The organism is Micromonospora humida (assembly GCF_016901255.1).
Classification (GTDB): domain Bacteria; phylum Actinomycetota; class Actinomycetes; order Mycobacteriales; family Micromonosporaceae; genus Micromonospora; species Micromonospora wenchangensis.
In genome coordinates this window covers 356,142-371,802 of sequence record NZ_JAFEUC010000001.1, presented here as the reverse complement: position 1 = coordinate 371,802, position 15,661 = coordinate 356,142, and the positions used below count along the sequence as shown (strand labels likewise).

Here is a 15,661-nt window from a genome sequence, read left to right as displayed (position 1 = left end):
GCGGGCCGGCGCGACCGTCAGCCGCGTGACGCGGTCACGCGGGGGTGCAGGTCAGGTCGGTCGGTGGCTGGTTGCTGCCGGTGGTCGAGCTGATGTAGCCGACGGTGGTGGAGCCACCCGCCCCGAGCTGCCCGTTGTAGGCGGCGTTGGTGACGGTCACCTGGTTGCCCTGCTGGGTCAGGGTGCCGTTCCACGCCTGGGCCACCGTCTGCCCGCTGGGCAGGGTGAACGACACCCGCCAGCCGGTGATCGGGGTGGACCCGTTGGTGATGGTCAGCTTGCCCTCGAAGCCGCCCTGCCAGGTGTTGACCACGGTGTTGGTGGCCGCGCAGGTCGTCCCGGAAGGGGTCGTCGGAGCCGGCGTCGTCGGGGCCGGGGTCGTCGGGGTGGGGGTGGGGGTCGCGGTGGGCGTCGTGGTGGGCGTCGTGGTCGGGGTGGGCGTCGGCGTGGTGCCGCTGCCGCTGAACTGCCACCAGTTGACGTTGAACAGGGTGCCGCTGCCGCCGGTGAACCGCAGGTACATGTCGTGGGTGCCGGTCGCGCCGGACACCGGACAGGAGACGGTCTGCCAGTTCTGCCAGCCACCGGTGACCGGCACGGAGCAGCTCGCCACCCGGGTGCCGGTGGCGCTGTCCAGCCGGACCTCGATGGTGCCGCCGCTGCCGGCCGAGGCCACCCGGGCGTTGAAGGACGTCGCACCGGTACCGAAGCCGACCCCCTTGACCTTGATGTAGTCGCCGTTCTCGATGAAGCCGACGTTCATCCCGCCCTCGCTGGACGCCTCCGTCTCGATGCCGGAGCCCCAGGCGATCGTCTCGGCCTCCTGCCGCACGTACGGGTTGAGCGTGCCGATCTGCGGTGCGCCGGTGCTGCTCATGTTGATCGTCGGGATGGTGCCGTTGGTGCCGTAGGTGAACTTCTCCACCGCGACCGACCGGGTGTAGCCGCCACCGCCGGGCAGCGCGCCGTTGTGGTAGAAGAAGTACGACCCGCCGTTGAAGTCGACGATTCCGGCGTGGTTGGTGAAGCTGCCGCCCTGCCGGGGCATGACCGTGCCCCGGTAGGTCCACGGCCCGGTGGGGCCGGGCGCCGTGGAGTAGCCGATGAACTCGCTGCAGCACTCGGCGGCGAAGACGTTGTAGTAGGTCCCGTTGCGCTTGAAGACCCAGGGGCCCTCCTCGTAGAGGGTGGGGCGGGTGGCGTTGCCGTTACGGGTGCCGAAGCCGGCGGTGGTCAGCGGGATCTTGGTGACACTGCCGGAGTACGAGATCATGTCAGCGTTCAGCTTCACGTACCACAGGTTGGGGTTTCCCCAGTAGAGGTACGCCTGCCCGTCGTCGTCGATGAAGACGGTCGGGTCGATCTCGCCGTTGGCCGCCAGCGGGCGGCCGATGGCATCCCGGAACGGGCCGGTGGGGCTGTCGCTGACCGCCACCCCGATGGCCATCGAGTTGGTCGACTTCGCGGTCACCGGCACGTACCAGTAGAACTTGCCGTTGCGGGCGATGACCTGGCCCGCCCAGGCGTCCGCCTTCGCCCAGCTGAAGGTGGCGACGTTGAGCGGCGAGCCGTGGTCGGTCCAGTTGACCATGTCGGCGGAGGACCAGACCCGCCACTCCTTCATGGTGAACCAGGTCGAGCCGTCCTCGTCGTGGCCGGTGTAGAGGTACACCCGGCCGTTGTGCACCAGCGGGGCCGGGTCGGCGGTGTAGATGTGCTGGACGATGGGGTTGTCGGCCTTGGCGGTGCCGGTCGGGAGCAGGGTCGAGACCAGGAGCAGGGCCGTCAGCCAGGCGAGCGTGCGCCGCAGTCGGGTCAGCGGTGGCAGTGCGGGTTTCACCAGTACCTCCCAGTGTGGGCGATGCGTGTCGTGGGGCGTCACGCCTCGGTGGCCTGCCCGGACTCCGCCGACGCCCCGGCCGGTGAGCCGGTGCTGTCGGGACTCGTCCGGACCGCCCGCCGTGCGGGTACGCGGGTGTGGCGTCACGGTCGGCGATCGCGCTCCCGGCCGACCAGGGACGGCACCGCGGTCGGCGCGCGGTCGTGTCAGGACCCCACGGTGGCGGTGGACGACGTGCGCCGGGGGATCCGGGCGCGTCGAGGTGTCGATGCGACCCGGCGGCGCGCAGCGTCCACGGAGGTGCCCGGAGGTGTCCCACCGACGTCGCCCGTGCCCGCACTCCGCTCCGCCGCCCGGATCCGGGGGGTGGAGCGGGGGAGGCGTGCCCTTCGCTCCCGCGGCCGACGGTATCTTGTTATCGTTAACACCCGCAAGCCATTGACGTTCGTTGGTTACGCGGCCGTCATCGGGGTCCCTCCACCGGGCGGGAGCGGCGGATGATCCACCCGCCGCCGGGGGTCAGCGCACCAGCCGCCCCGTGTCCGGTCCGCCGCGCCGGACCAGCCACGCCTCGGTGATGTGGGTGACCATGGCCTCGGCCGCGCCGTCCGGGTCGTGGGCCGCGATGCGCTCGTAGATCCGCCGGTGCCCCCGGTTGGACGCCACGCACAACGCCCGCTCGGACCGGCCCATGTAGCGGGCGGTGTTGACCACCTGGCTCTCCAGCGACCGCACCACGCCCCGGGCGATCCGGTTGCCGGACGCCTGCATGATCACGTCGTGGAACGCCCGGTCGTGCTCGTGGTAGGCGACCTGGTCGTCGACCAGTTCGTCCATCCGGTCGACCAGGGCGCGCAGCCGGTCGACGGCGTCCCGGTCGGCCAGCCGGGCGGCGACGTTGGCCATGTCGGACTCCAGCACCCGCCGGGTGGCCACCAGGTCGTCGAGGATGGTCAGGCTGTCGTCCTCGGCGATGGTCGCGGCGAGCACGAGTTCGTCGAGCATGTCCCACATCGACGGTGGGGTGACGATGGTGCCGCTGCCCTGGCGGACCTGCACCAGGCCCTTCTCCTGGAGGATCTTCACCGCCTCCCGGACGACCGTGCGGCTGACCGAGAACGCCTCGCACAGCGCCGGCTCGGGCGGCAGTGGGGCGCCGGGCGGGTGAACTCCGCGTACGATGCGTTCCACCAGTTCCGCGGTGACCGCCGTGGCGAGGTTGGCCGGTCGCCGTGCCCAACTCGGCGGCGCCGACGCGTTCAGGGTGACCTCTCGTGCCGTCATGTCCCCTCCAGTGACTCCCGCGGACCGCGCCACGACCTGACTGCCGCGAATTCTACGTCCCACTGTTGACGTCATACGTCATACGAGTTACTTTTTCGTCAATTCATGCGTCTCGATCAGCGCAATCGACCGAGTTCGAAGGTGAGCAGCGATGAAGCAGCGAGCAGTGTGGTCGGCCGTCCTCGTCGCGACGCTGGCGCTGGCCGGCTGCGGGAGTGCCGGCGGGACGCGTTCCCCGTCAGGCGGGGCGGCCGGGAAGCTGGTCGTCTGGGACTGGAAGTCGGGCGAGGCCTCCGCCGCCGCGTACCTGCAGAAGGCGAAGGCCGACTTCGCCCGCAAGCACCCCGGCGTCACCGTCGAGTTCGTCGCCCAGCCCTTCGAGCAGTACTACACGCTGCTGGGCACGGCGATCCAGGCCGGCAAGGGCCCGGACGTGATCCTGTTCAACGGGGGCGGCCAGATCCGGGACCGGGCCGACGCGCTGCTGCCCCTCGACGAATACCTGGCCGAGGACCGGCAGCGGCTCACCGGCTGGGAGGCGTTCAGCAAGGACGGCAAGACCTACGCCGGCCCGGTCACGTTGCAGGGCCACCCGATCTACTACAACCGGACCCTCTACGACAAGGCCGGCCTCGACCCGGCCAAGCCCGCCACCACCTGGCCGGAGTTCGTCGCCAACTGCGCCACGCTCACCCAGCGGACCGGCGCGAAGTGCCTGGCCCTGGGCAACAAGGAGGGCTTCGGCATCCAGTTCTTCCTCTCCGCCTTCGGCACCGGCGTGCTCACCCCGCAGGAGCAGGACGCCTGGATCGCCGGCAAGCGGGACTGGACCTCCCCCCACGTCAAGCGGATCTTCGCGCTCTGGAAGGAGACCCAGGACGCGAAGCTGAACAGCGACGGGGCGAACTCGACGGCCATGTTCAACGACGCTTTCGCGATCTTCCAGTCCGCGAAGGCGGCCCACGTCATCGGCCTGATGTCGGACGTGGGGCACTGGAAGGACTTCAGCGAGTTCGTTCCGGCCGAGAAGCTGGGCGTGATGCGCGCCCCGGTCGTCGAGCCCGGCGCCACCCCGAACCTGCCCTTCGACGGCGGCATCGGGTACGGCGTCGCCAAGTGGACGAAGGACCCGAAGGTCGCCGCCGACCTGGTGCGCTCGCTGACCTCGACCGACGCGCTGAAGTCGTTCTACGCCGACGCCGGGGCGATCGCCGCCGACACCACCATCGACGTGTCCCAGGGCGGCCCGGCGGTGGGCACCATCGTCGCCGACCTCAAGGCCGGCAAGCCCGCCCTGCACGTGGCGCTGTCCTCGAAGACGCTCGACCTGATGGGCCGGCTCTCCCAGCAGCTGCTCAGTGGCTCGATCACCGTCGACGAGGCGGTGAAGCAGCTGGCCGCCTCCGACCAGGCCGGCTGAGCCGTGCCGGTCGACGAGGCGACGCCGGCGGTCCGCCCGGCCGCAGCCGCCGGCCCGCCGCGACGGGTCGGGTCGGGGGCGCGGGTCACCCCGCGTCGCGGTCGCGGCGGCCGGCGCGCCGAGCGCCTCGCCCCGTACGTGCTGCTGGCCCCGGCCCTGCTGATCCTGCTGCTGCTGCGGTTCTGGCCGCTGCTGCTCGGGGTCAACTTCTCCTTCACCGGCGACGGCGACCGCGACGGGCTGGCGGTGGGGCTGGACAACTACCGGGAGCTGTTCGGGGATCCGCTGTTCCTGGGCGCGCTGCGCAACGTCGGGCTGCTCGTGCTGCTGCTGCCGGTGGCGGTGGCGATCCCCGGCCTGCTGGCCACCTTCATCTACCTGCGGGTCCCCGGGCACCGGCTGTACCGCAGCGTCTACTTCTTCCCGGCCGTGCTGTCCCCGGTCATCGTCGGGGCCATCTTCAACCTCCTGCTCGCCTTCGACGGCCCGCTCAACGCCCTGCTCGGCGGGGTCGGCCTCGGGCCGGTGGACTGGCTGGGCGACCCGGACGTGGCCATGTTCGTGGTGGTCGGGGTGCACGTCTGGGCGACCTTCGGGATGGCGCTGGTGGTGTTCCTCGCCGGCTTCGCCACCCTGGACGCCTCCCTGCTGGACGCCGCCCGGGTGGACGGCGCGTCACTGCCCCAGACCATCCGGCACGTGATCGTGCCCAGCCTCTCCCGCACCATCCAGTTCGTCGTCGTCACCACCATGATCGGGATGCTGACCTCCATGTTCGGCCTGCTCTACGTGATGACCAGCGGTGGCCCGGAGGGCTCCACCTACCTGCCGGAGTACTACATCTGGATCCAGCAGGGGCAGCTGAACCGGCCGGCGCTCGCCTCGGCCGCCTCGACGGTGCTCTTCCTCATCATGCTCGTGGTGGGGCTGTTGCAGATCAGCCTGCTCCGGCGGGCGGTGAGGGAGGCGTGATGTCCCACCTGCGGTGGGGGCGGTGGCTGCTCGCCCTCCCGATGGCCGTCCTGGCCCTGGCGACCGTCTACCCCCTGGCGTTCACCCTCAACGTGGCCATGAAGACCCGCCGCGAGTACGTCCTCGACCGGTTCTCCCTGGCCGACGCCCTACGCTTCGAGAACATCGGCGCGGCGTGGAACAGCGTGGGGATGGCCCGCTACCTGGCCAACTCGGTGGGCGTGGTGACGGCCTCGGTGCTCCTGCTGCTGCTGTTCGGCTCGATGGCCGGTTTCGCGTTGAGCCAGCTACGGTTCCGGGGCTCGTCGGTGCTCTTCCTGTGCTGCCTCGCGGCGCTGTTCGTGCCGTTCCAGGTGATCATGGTGCCGCTGGCCCGGGTCATGGCGGACGCCGGCCTGGTCGACACCTACCCGGGGCTCGTGCTGGCCTACGTGGCGCAGTTCCTGCCGTTCACGATCTTCCTGATGACCAGCTACTACAAGACCATCCCGACCGAGATCATCGACGCGGCCCGGATCGACGGCAACAGCGTCTACGGGGTCTACCGGCGGATCATGCTGCCGCTGGGCACCCCGGCGCTGCTGTCGGTCGGCATCCTCGACGCCCTGTTCTGCTGGAACGACGTGCTGATCGCGCTGCTGCTGATGCCCTCGGCCGAGCACCGCACGCTGATGGTCGGGGTGACCTCGCTGCGCGGCCAGTACTCCGACGACATCCCCACCTTCGCCTCCGGGGTGCTGATCGCCGCGGTACCCGTCCTGGTGATCTACCTCTTCCTCCAGCGTCAGATCGCCGACGGTGTCGCCGCCGGCGCCACGAAGGGCTGACATGCGGATCACCGGATACCGGACCCTGACCACCGTGCAGGAGTGGGGGCGGCCCGTCGGCGACGCCAACGGCGTGTTCGCCGACGGGGTGACCGCCGTGCCGATCATCCTGGTCGACACCGACGAGGGCATCACCGGCGTCGGCCTCGGACCGCACACCGACCTCGAACGGATCTTCGCCGCGATCGACGGGGAGGACCCCCGCGCGGTGACCACCCTCTACGACCGGATGCTGCGGCAGACCTTCAAGGCGGGCCACGCCGGCTCGGTGTTCGGCACCATCGGGGCGCTGGACACCGCGCTGTGGGACATCAAGGCCCAGGCGGCGGGGCAACCCCTGTGGCGGCTGCTCGGCGGGCGCGACCGGCGGGTGCCCGCCTACGCCTCCGGCCTGGACATCGGCCTCGACGACGACGCGCTCGCCGCCGCGTACACGGTCTACGCCCGGCACGGGCTGCGGGCCGCGAAGCTCAAGGGCGGCCTCGACATCGAGCGCGACCGGCACCGGCTGCACGTGGTCCGCGACGTGCTGACCGAGGCCGGTCGGGGCCAGCGGCCCGGGCTGATGCTCGACGTGAACGAGGCGTGGACCCGCAAGCAGGCCGTGCGGCACGTGGGCGAACTCGAACGCACCCTCGACCTCGTCTGGATCGAGGAACCCGTCCGCCGGTGGGACGCCGAGGGCCTGGCCGTCGTCGGACGCGGGATCCGGGCGTCGGTGGCCACCGGGGAGAATCTCACCGGCCTGGAGCAGTACCGGCCGCTGATCGCCGCGGCGGCGGTCGACGTCGTGCAGATGGCCGCGGTGTGGGGGATCACCCACTTCCTGCGGGTGTCCGCCCTGGCGCACGCCTACGACCTGCCGGTCAGCCCGATCGGCAACCACCCCGTCGGCCTGCTGCACGCTGCCACGTCGGTGCCCAACCACATGGTCAGCGAGTTGCAGGACCTCCACCCGCCGGTCGGGATCACCCGCGACCTGCACGTCGAGGACGGCGCGTTCGTTCTCGGCGACACCCCGGGGCTGGGCGTCACGGTCTGCGAGGAGGAGATCGGCAGGTATCCGCGCCGCTCCGACGTGCCGACGCCGGACGGTCCCAACGTACGGCCGGAACGGGCCGGCCGCCGGCTGCTGGCCGTGGCCGACCCGGCCGTCACCCCGGCGGGCCGGTACGTCACCCCGCCGCCCGGGGCCCCGACGCACCACCACCACGACGGCCTGCCGTCCGCCGTCCCGCACTGACCCGACCGCGAGGGAGCACGTATGAAGGCAGTGGTCTACCGCAGCGCCCGGCACCTGGAGGTGCAGCGGCGTGCGCCGGAGCCACCGGGGCCGGACCAGCTGCGGATAGCGGTGGCCTACACCGGGATCTGCGGCACCGACCTGCACGTCTACCACGGGGACATGGACGCCCGGGTGGGCCCGCCGGCGGTGATCGGGCACGAGATGTCCGGCCGGGTGGCCGAGGTGGGTGAGGGCGTCACCGGCTACGCCGTGGGCCAGCCGGTCACCGTGATGCCGACCCGGTTCTGCGGCCGGTGCGCCGCCTGCCGGCGGGGCAACGCGCACGTCTGCCACGCGATGGACTTCCTCGGCGTGGACTCGCCGGGCGCGATGCAGTCCTCCTGGACCGTCCCGGCCGACCTGGTGGTGCCGCTCCCCGACGACCTGCCCCTGGACCGGGCCGCCCTGGTCGAACCGGTCGCGGTGGCCGTGCACGACGTGCGGCGGGGCCGGGTGACCGACGCCGACCAGGTGGTGGTCGTCGGCGGTGGGCCGATCGGCGTGCTCGTCGCCACCGTCGCCCGGCACCGGGGCGCGCGGGTCCTGCTCGTCGAACCGGACCCGTTCCGCCGGTCGGTGGCCGCCGGGATCGGGATCGACGCGGTCGACCCGGCCGACACCGACGTGGTGGCGCTGGTCGACGAGCGTACCGACGGGGCGGGTGCGGACGTGGCCTTCGAGGTGTCCGGGTCCGCCGCCGGGGTCGGCACCGCCGTCGACGTGCTGACCACCCGGGGCCGGCTGGTCATGGTGGCGATCCATCCGCAGCCCCGGCCGGTGAACCTGCACCGGGTCTTCTGGCGCGAGCTGGAGCTGCTCGGCGCGCGGCTCTACCAGCGCGAGGACATGGTGGAGGCGGTCCGGCTGGTTGCCTCCGGTGTGGTGCCGGCCGGGCAGCTCATCTCCCGGGTGGTGCCCGTCGAGGCGGCGGCGTCGGCGTTCACCGCCCTGGAGGAGGGCGGCGGCGTGCTGAAGGTGCTGCTCGACTGGCGGGAGGCCGACCGGTGAACGCCCTGTTCGACCTCTCCGGCCGCACGGCCGTGGTGACCGGCGCGCGTCGGGGCATCGGGCTGGCCATGGCCGAGGCGCTGGCCGTCGCCGGGGCCGACGTCGTCGGCGTCTCGGCGACCATGGAGGCCACCGGCAGCGAGGTGGAGCAGCGGGTACGCGCGGCGGGCCGCTCGTTCACCGCGCTGCGTACCGACCTGGCCGACCGGGCCGCGGTCCGCCGGCTCGTCGCCGACCTGCACGACCTCGGCCCGGTCGACATCCTGGTCAACAACGGCGGCACGATCGCCCGCACCCCGGCCGCGGAGCACCCCGACGAGATGTGGGACCACGTCATCGAGGTGAACCTGACCAGCCAGTTCGTGCTGAGTCGGGAGATCGGCCGGGAGATGGTGGCCCGGGGCCGGGGAAAGATCATCTTCACCGCGTCGCTGCTCAGCTTCCAGGGCGGCATCACCGTCCCCGGCTACGCCGCCGCGAAGTCCGGCCTCGCCGGGCTGACCAGGGCGCTGTCCAACGAGTGGGCGGCGCACGGGGTCAACGTCAACGCCATCGCCCCCGGCTACATCGCCACCGACAACACCCGGGCGCTACGCGAGGACCCGGAACGCGACCGGGCCATCCTGACCCGCATCCCGGCCGGCCGGTGGGGGGACGCCACCGACCTCGCCGGCGCGACGGTGTTCCTGGCCGCCCCGGCCTCGGACTACGTCAACGGCATCGTCCTGCCCGTCGACGGCGGGTGGTTGGGCCGATGAGCGCGCCACCGGGCACCGTCGACGCCCACCACCACCTCTGGGTGCGGGCCCGGCACCCGCAGCCCTGGATCGACCCGGCCACCATGGCCGCCATCGACGCCGACTTCACCCCGGACGACCTGGCCCGGGTCACCCGCGCCGCCGGGGTCACCGAGACCGTGCTGGTGCAGGCCAACTCCACCGAGGCCGAGACGGTGGACCTGCTCGGCATCGCCGCCGACCACCCGCTCGTCCGGGGGGTCGTCGGCTGGCTGGACGTCACGACGCCCGACGTCGCCGACCGGCTGGCCCGGCTGCGGGCGGCCCGCGGCGGCCACCTGCTGGTCGGCGTCCGCTACAGCGTGCAGGACGAGCCCGACCCGGGGTTCCTCGACCGGGCCGACGTGCGGCGGGGGATCACCGCGGTGGGTGCCGCCGGTCTCGCCTTCGACCTGCTGGTCCGGCAGCACCACCTGGGCGCGGCCGGCCGGCTGGCCCGCGACCTGCCCGAGGTGCGGTTCGTCCTGGACCATCTCGGCAAGCCCGCCCTCGGCGGGACGGACCTCGACGACTGGGCCCGCGACCTGCGCGCCCTGGCCGCCCCGGCCAACACCACGGCGAAGCTCTCCGGCCTGGTCACCGAGGTGCACCGGGCACCCTGGACACCGCAGGACCTGCGCCCGGCCGTCGAACACGCCCTCGACGCGTTCGGCCCGGACCGGCTGATGTTCGGCTCCGACTGGCCGGTCTGCCTGCTCGCCAGCACGTACGACAGGTGGGTCGACACGCTGGCGGAGCTGCTCGACCCGCTCGGTGACGACGAGCGGGCGGCGATCTGGCGGCACACCGCCCGCCGGGTCTACCGACCGGAGTCGTCGTGAGGGCCCGTCCGCTGCCACGGCGGCCCTCGGTACGCCTCACCGGGCTGGGATTCGGCGCGGCACAGGCCGGCAACCTCTACCGGGCCACCACCGACGAGGAGTTCGCCGCCGCCGTCGACTCCGCCTGGGCGGGTGGCCTGCGCTACTTCGACACCGCGCCGCACTACGGGCTCGGACTGTCCGAACGGCGCATCGGCGCGGCGCTGCGTACCCGGCCACGCGACGAGTACGTGGTGTCGACGAAGGTCGGCCGGTTGCTCGTACCGTCGCCGCAGGACGCGCACCGGCGCGACCCGGAAGGCTTCGACGTGCCCGCCGACCACCGGCGGGTCTGGGACTTCAGCCGCGACGGCGTGCTCCGCTCGCTGGAGTCCAGCCTGGCCCGCACCGGCCTGGACCGGGTGGACGTCGTCTACCTGCACGACCCCGACGACCACTGGGAACAGGCCGCCGCCGAGGCGGTGCCCGCCCTGGTGGAGCTGCGCGACCAGGGCGTGGTGGGGGCCATCGGGGCCGGCATGAACCAGTCCCACCTGCTCACCCGGTTCGTCGAGGAGACCGACGTCGACGTGGTGATGTGCGCCGGCCGGTACACGCTGCTGGAACAGGGGGCGCTGGCCGACCTGCTACCCGCCGCCGAGCGCCGGGGCGTCGGCGTGGTGGTCGCCGGGGTCTACAACTCCGGACTGCTGTCGCAGGACCGGCCCCCGGCCGACGCCACCTACAACTACCAGCAGGCCCCACCGGAGCTGATCGACCGGGCCCACCGGATCGCCGACGTCTGCCAGGCGTACGGCGTCACCCTGCCGCAGGCGGCGCTCGCCTTCGTCCGCTCCCATCCGGCGGTCGTCTCGACGGTCGTCGGCCTGCGTAACCGCGCGCAGGTCACGCAGACGCTGACCCGCGCGGACGCCGACGTCCCGGCGGCGCTGTGGCCGGCGCTGCGGGACGTCGGGCTGCTCACCCCGGCCGCCGCATGATTTCACCGCGACGCCGGGCACCCCACCACCCCACCACGATTGGAGTCCCACCCGTGTCCGTCCCGACACCACCCGCCCGGCGCGGGCCGGTGCTGGCCGGCCTGGCCGCCACGGCGCTCGCCGCCACGGTCGCCGTGCTCGCCCCGGCCGGTCCCGCCCTCGCCGCCACCACCACCCTCTACGCGTCCCCCGCCGGCAGCGGCACCGCCTGCTCCACCAGCCAGCCCTGCGCGCTGACCGAGGCGCAGAACGCGGTCCGGTCCCGCACCGCCGGGATGTCCGGCGACATCGTCGTCGAGCTGGCCGACGGCGTCTACCGGCTGGCCGCGCCGCTGCGGTTCACCGCCGCCGACTCCGGCACCAACGGATACACCGTGACCTGGCGGGCCGCCGCGTCGGCCCGGCCGCAGATCAGCGGGGCGCGCGCCGTCACCGGCTGGTCGCAGGTCGACGCCGGGAAGAACATCTGGCGGGCGAACGTGCCCGCCGGGCTCGACAGCCGGCAGCTCTACGTCAACGGCGCGGTCGCCACCCGGGCCCGCACCGCCGTCAACCGGGCCGACTTCACGTTCACCACCAGCGGCATGCGGTTCAGCAACGGCGCGTTGAGCTACCTCAACAACCTGGGCAACCAGAACCGGGTCGAGGTGGAGAGCGTCGGCTCGTTCACCGACCGGTACTCCCCGGTGCAGAGCATCAGCGGGAACTTCCTCACGATGCAGCAGCCGGCCTGGAACAACAACACCTTCGGCTTCGACACCCTCTCCAAGCCGCACCGGGCCGGCCCGTTCTACCTGGCCAACGCGTACGAGTTCCTGGACAGCCCGGGGGAGTGGTACCTGAACCCGGGCAGTGGGCAGCTCAACTACATCCCGCTGGCCGGGCAGAACATGAACAGCGTCAGCGTGGAGCTGCCGCAGTTGCAGTCCCTGGTCAACGTGGGCGGCACGTACGACGCCCCGGCGCACCACATCGCGTTCAGCGGGATCACCTTCACCGGCACGAGCTGGCTCGGCCCGAGCAGCAGCAACGGCTTCGCCGACCAGCAGACCGGCGCGCACATCACCGGCACCTGGGCCCGTCCGGCCGACGCGCTGACCTCCTGCCAGGAGGGCTGCCCGCTGTTCGAGGCGACCCGGCCGAACTGGAACCAGATGCCGGCCGCCGTGCAGGTCTCCGCCGCCAACACCATCACCTTCAGCGACTCCCAGTTCGTCAACCTCGGGCAGACCGCCATCGGCATCGGCAACGACGCCAACGCGCACGCCAGCGGGGTCGGCCTGGGGGCCAGCAACATCACCGTCACCCGTTCCGAGATCGCCCGCAGCTCGGCCGGCGGCGTGGTGGTCGGCGGGGTACGCGCCGACGCCCACCACCCGGGCGACCAGCGGATGGTCAACCGGAACATCACCATCAGCAACAACCGGGTGCACGACCTCGGTCTGGAGTACCGGGGCGTGGTGTCGATCCTGACCACGTACGTCAACACCTCGCTGGTGTCGCACAACGAGGTCTACAACATGCCGTACACCGGGCTGTCGGTCGGGTACGGCTGGGGCGCCAACGACGCGGGCGGCAGCAACCACTACGCCAACCGTGGGCTGTACAACTACCAGCCGCGCTACTCGACGGCCACCACCGCGGCCAACAACCAGGTCGTCGGCAACTACGTGCACGACGTGATGCAGCAGATGACCGACGGCGGCTGCATCTACACGCTGTCGGCCAACCCGGGCGGCAGCATCACCGAGAACCACTGCCTGCGGACCAACGGCTGGTTCGGGCTCTACTTCGACGAGGGCTCCCGTTACTACACCGCCCGCAGCAACGTGTTCGCCAGCACCGGCACCTGGGCCACCGCCAACTACTGGTACGCCGAGAACATGGGCAACTTCACCGTCACCAACAACTGGTCGACCAACAACAGCACCAACGTGACCAACGGTGACCGGGGCAACGTGGTCAACAACAACACGGTGGTCAGCAACAACAACTGGCCCTCGGGCGCGCAGACCGTCATCGCCAACGCGGGCGTGCAGGGCACGAGCAATCCGCCGGCGCAGGGCGTGCAGATCGTCGGCGGGCAGTCCGGTCGGTGCGCCGAGATCGGCGGTTCCAGCACGACCAACGGCACCCAGGCCCAGCTCTGGGACTGCACCGGCGCGGCCAACCAGCGGTTCACCCAGACCACCGGCCGGCAGCTCATGGTCTACGGCACCAAGTGCCTGGACGCCTCCGGGCAGGGCACCAGCAACGGCACCCAGGTGGTGATCTGGGACTGCAACGGGCAGACCAACCAGCAGTGGAACGTCAACGCCAACGGCACGATCACCGGCGCGCAGTCCGGCCTGTGCCTGGACGCCAACGGCGCCGGTACGGCCAACGGCACCAAGCTGATCCTCTGGGCCTGCAACGGCGGCACCAACCAGCAGTGGAGCCTGCGCAGCTGACCGCTCGACCGTCGGGGTGCGCGGGCCGCGCGCACCCCGACGTCGCCGCCCGGGTTCGCCGCCGCGCGGCGCGGCGGGTCAGGAGGTGTGCCGGCGGCAGCGGGCGAGTGCGGCCCGCAGCTCGCGGCGCAGTGACCGGTCCAGGTCGGGCGCGGCGAGCGCGGCGGTGAAATCCCGGGCGGCGTCATCCCAGCGGCCGAGTCGGACCAGTGCGGTGCCCCGGTTGTAGCGGGGCACCGGTGCCGCCGACAGCGCGACGGCCCGGTCCAGGTCGGCCACGGCGTCGGTCACCGCACCCCGGTCGAACCGGACGGCGGCCCGGTTCGTCCACGCCTCGACCAGCTCCGGATCGCCGGCCAACGCCCGGCTGAACAACTCCTCGGCCCCGGCGGGGTCACCGCGCTCGGAGCGGATCAGCCCGAGGGTGCACAGCAGGGCCGGCTCGTCCGGGTCCCGCGTCAGCCCGGCCCGCGCCCCCGCCTCGGCGGCGTCGAGCGCACCCCGGCCGAGGTGCAGGTTGACCAGGGCGATCCGGGCGTCGAGGTGCCCCGGCTCGATGGCGAGCACCCGGTCCAGGTCGTCGCGGGCCCGCCCGGTGCGGCCCCGTTCCTGGTGCAGCACCGCCCGGTTGTAGTACGCCTCCGGCAGGTGCGGGCCGAGCCGGATCGCGCTGCCGTAGTCCCGGATCGCGGCCCTGCGCCGTCCGGCGGCCCGGTGCAGTGCGGCCCGGTCCACGTAGTACTCGCAGTTGTCGGGGTCGTGACCGATCACCGTGTCGAGTTCGGCCAGGGCCCGTTCCGGGTCGCCCAGCGCCAGGTGGACCTGGGCCCGGTTGTGCCGCAGCCGGGCCACGTCCTGCGGTCGTTCGCCCGGGGCGAGCACCGCCGTCAGCCGGGCCAGCCCGTCGTCGATCAGGCGCAGCGCCCGTTCCGGTTCGCCCGCCCGGCTGTCCAGCAGGGCCACGCCCTGCTCGTAGAAGACGGTCGACAGCACCCGCCGCCGCGCGTCGGGCACCGTGCGGGCGAGCCGGAGCGCCTGCGCCAGCCAGTGCCGCGCCCGCGCCGGGTCCTGCGCGTCGGCGGGCAGGTGGCGCGCGTACAGCATGGCGGTGGCGTACGCGGCCGACATGGTGATCTTCGGATCGTCGGTGACGCTCCGGGTCTCGTGGTAGAGGTCGAGCGCTTCGGTGGCCCGGTCCAGCGCCGCCAGGGCGGTGGCCAGGCCGGTGGTGAACGACCACCAGTGCCGCAGGTCGTCGTGCGGGGTGACCAGGGTGCGTCCGTGCCGGGCGGTGCGGGCCGCGTGGTGGTAGAAGCCGGCGGCCAGGCTCTCGCCGAGGGCGGTGCGCAGGGCCGCCGGGCTCGGGTCGACCGCTGGCCGGGCCGGCCCGTCGTCGCACAGCTCCAGCCGCACCGGGTACGCCCCGAGCCGGCCGGCGAGCGCGTCCAGCAGCTCGCGGGTGGTCTCGTCGGCCGCGCCGACGTGGACGAACCGGAGCGTGACCGGGCGGCGCAGGGTGCCCGCCCAGGCCGCCACGAACTCCGTCGCGCCGTAGGCCAGGGCGGCGGTGCGTCGGGCGGGGTGGAACCGGATCGGCGCCTCGTCGGCGGCGGCGCGGGCCGTCGGGTCGAGCCGGGGCGCGACGGCCCGCAGTTCGGTCCGGTGCCGGGCGGCCAGCCGGGGGCGGTCGACGGCGATCCGCTGGAGCAGGTCGGCGACCCCGGCGTACGGCCCGAGGTCGCGGTGGCAGTCGTAGGGGGGTGGCTCGTCGGTCACGGATGGTCCGGTGTCGCCGAGGGCGGGCGCCCGGGGGCGCCCGCCGGGCCGGCAGTTACCAGCACCACTCGATCCAGAGCCGGCGGGCGCCGGACACCAGACGCAGTGCACTCGTACGACGGACGGTCATCTTCTTCATGGGCACCTCCGTGGTCGTCCACTCCGGACTGCGCAGAGCCTAGTGCCGATCTTCGGAAATGC

12 protein-coding genes are annotated in these 15,661 nt (G+C 72.5%); 9 read left to right on the top strand and 3 right to left on the bottom strand.

The genetic code is table 11. The features are described 5' to 3' along the window. Positions 1–34: 34 nt before the first annotated feature. Both JQX11_RS01660 and JQX11_RS01655 read right to left on the bottom strand, forming a co-directional pair. Positions 35–1,840 carry a family 43 glycosylhydrolase gene (locus JQX11_RS01660; RefSeq protein ID WP_372444524.1) on the bottom strand — a complete coding sequence of 602 codons (1,806 nt, stop codon included), beginning with the start codon at positions 1,838–1,840 and terminating at the stop codon, positions 35–37. Between the two features lie 519 nt (positions 1,841–2,359). Then, positions 2,360–3,124 carry a FadR/GntR family transcriptional regulator gene (locus JQX11_RS01655; RefSeq protein WP_232376999.1) on the bottom strand — a complete coding sequence of 255 codons (765 nt, stop codon included), beginning with the start codon at positions 3,122–3,124 and terminating at the stop codon, positions 2,360–2,362. Positions 3,125–3,275: 151 nt separating this feature from the next. Here JQX11_RS01655 and JQX11_RS01650 point away from each other — a divergent pair, with 151 nt between their 5' ends. Genes JQX11_RS01650 through JQX11_RS01610 form a run of 9 tightly spaced genes read left to right on the top strand, consistent with a single transcriptional unit; the run spans position 3,276 to position 13,684 of the window. Further along, positions 3,276–4,544 (top strand): ABC transporter substrate-binding protein, encoded by a 1,269-nt coding sequence (locus tag JQX11_RS01650; protein WP_204923128.1) that lies wholly within the window; start codon positions 3,276–3,278, stop codon positions 4,542–4,544. 3 nt (positions 4,545–4,547) lie between these two features. Then, positions 4,548–5,516: a carbohydrate ABC transporter permease gene (locus JQX11_RS01645; protein WP_204923127.1), complete on the top strand. Its 969-nt coding sequence runs from the start codon at positions 4,548–4,550 to the stop codon at positions 5,514–5,516. Continuing rightward, a complete protein-coding gene (locus JQX11_RS01640; protein WP_204923126.1) occupies positions 5,516–6,343 on the top strand; it encodes a carbohydrate ABC transporter permease in 828 nt (275 codons plus the stop codon). The genes JQX11_RS01645 and JQX11_RS01640 overlap by 1 nt, the downstream gene beginning before the upstream one ends. Position 6,344: 1 nt before the next feature. Then, positions 6,345–7,586: a mandelate racemase/muconate lactonizing enzyme family protein gene (locus tag JQX11_RS01635; RefSeq protein ID WP_204923125.1), complete on the top strand. Its 1,242-nt coding sequence runs from the start codon at positions 6,345–6,347 to the stop codon at positions 7,584–7,586. A gap of 21 nt (positions 7,587–7,607) precedes the next feature. Continuing rightward, positions 7,608–8,636 (top strand): zinc-dependent alcohol dehydrogenase, encoded by a 1,029-nt coding sequence (locus tag JQX11_RS01630; protein WP_204923124.1) that lies wholly within the window; start codon positions 7,608–7,610, stop codon positions 8,634–8,636. Further along, positions 8,633–9,394 (top strand): SDR family NAD(P)-dependent oxidoreductase, encoded by a 762-nt coding sequence (locus JQX11_RS01625; RefSeq protein ID WP_204923123.1) that lies wholly within the window; start codon positions 8,633–8,635, stop codon positions 9,392–9,394. Before JQX11_RS01630 ends, JQX11_RS01625 begins: the two co-directional genes overlap by 4 nt. Continuing rightward, positions 9,391–10,254, top strand: a complete 864-nt coding sequence (locus JQX11_RS01620) for an amidohydrolase family protein (protein WP_204923122.1) — start codon at positions 9,391–9,393, stop codon at positions 10,252–10,254. Before JQX11_RS01625 ends, JQX11_RS01620 begins: the two co-directional genes overlap by 4 nt. Beyond that, entirely contained in the window at positions 10,251–11,234 is a 984-nt protein-coding gene (locus JQX11_RS01615; protein ID WP_204923121.1) for an aldo/keto reductase, read from the top strand. The genes JQX11_RS01620 and JQX11_RS01615 overlap by 4 nt, the downstream gene beginning before the upstream one ends. 53 nt (positions 11,235–11,287) lie before the next feature. After that, positions 11,288–13,684, top strand: a complete 2,397-nt coding sequence (locus tag JQX11_RS01610; protein ID WP_204923120.1) for an RICIN domain-containing protein — start codon at positions 11,288–11,290, stop codon at positions 13,682–13,684. A gap of 78 nt (positions 13,685–13,762) precedes the next feature. Here JQX11_RS01610 and JQX11_RS33280 read toward each other — a convergent pair whose 3' ends face one another. Further along, on the bottom strand, positions 13,763–15,460 hold the full coding sequence (locus JQX11_RS33280) for a tetratricopeptide repeat protein (protein WP_204923119.1): 1,698 nt from the start codon (positions 15,458–15,460) through the stop codon (positions 13,763–13,765). Positions 15,461–15,661: the final 201 nt, after the last annotated feature.

Bases quoted from the DNA above. Each gene is read 5' to 3' on its own strand.
- JQX11_RS01650 (WP_204923128.1), top strand. From the start codon at position 3,276: ATGAAGCAGCGAGCAGTGTGGTCGGCCGTCCTCGTCGCGACGCTGGCG.
- JQX11_RS01620 (WP_204923122.1), top strand. From the start codon at position 9,391: ATGAGCGCGCCACCGGGCACCGTCGACGCCCACCACCACCTCTGGGTG.
- JQX11_RS01630 (WP_204923124.1), top strand. From the start codon at position 7,608: ATGAAGGCAGTGGTCTACCGCAGCGCCCGGCACCTGGAGGTGCAGCGG.
- JQX11_RS01635 (WP_204923125.1), top strand. From the start codon at position 6,345: ATGCGGATCACCGGATACCGGACCCTGACCACCGTGCAGGAGTGGGGG.
- JQX11_RS01655 (WP_232376999.1), bottom strand. From the start codon at position 3,124: ATGACGGCACGAGAGGTCACCCTGAACGCGTCGGCGCCGCCGAGTTGG.
- JQX11_RS01640 (WP_204923126.1), top strand. From the start codon at position 5,516: ATGTCCCACCTGCGGTGGGGGCGGTGGCTGCTCGCCCTCCCGATGGCC.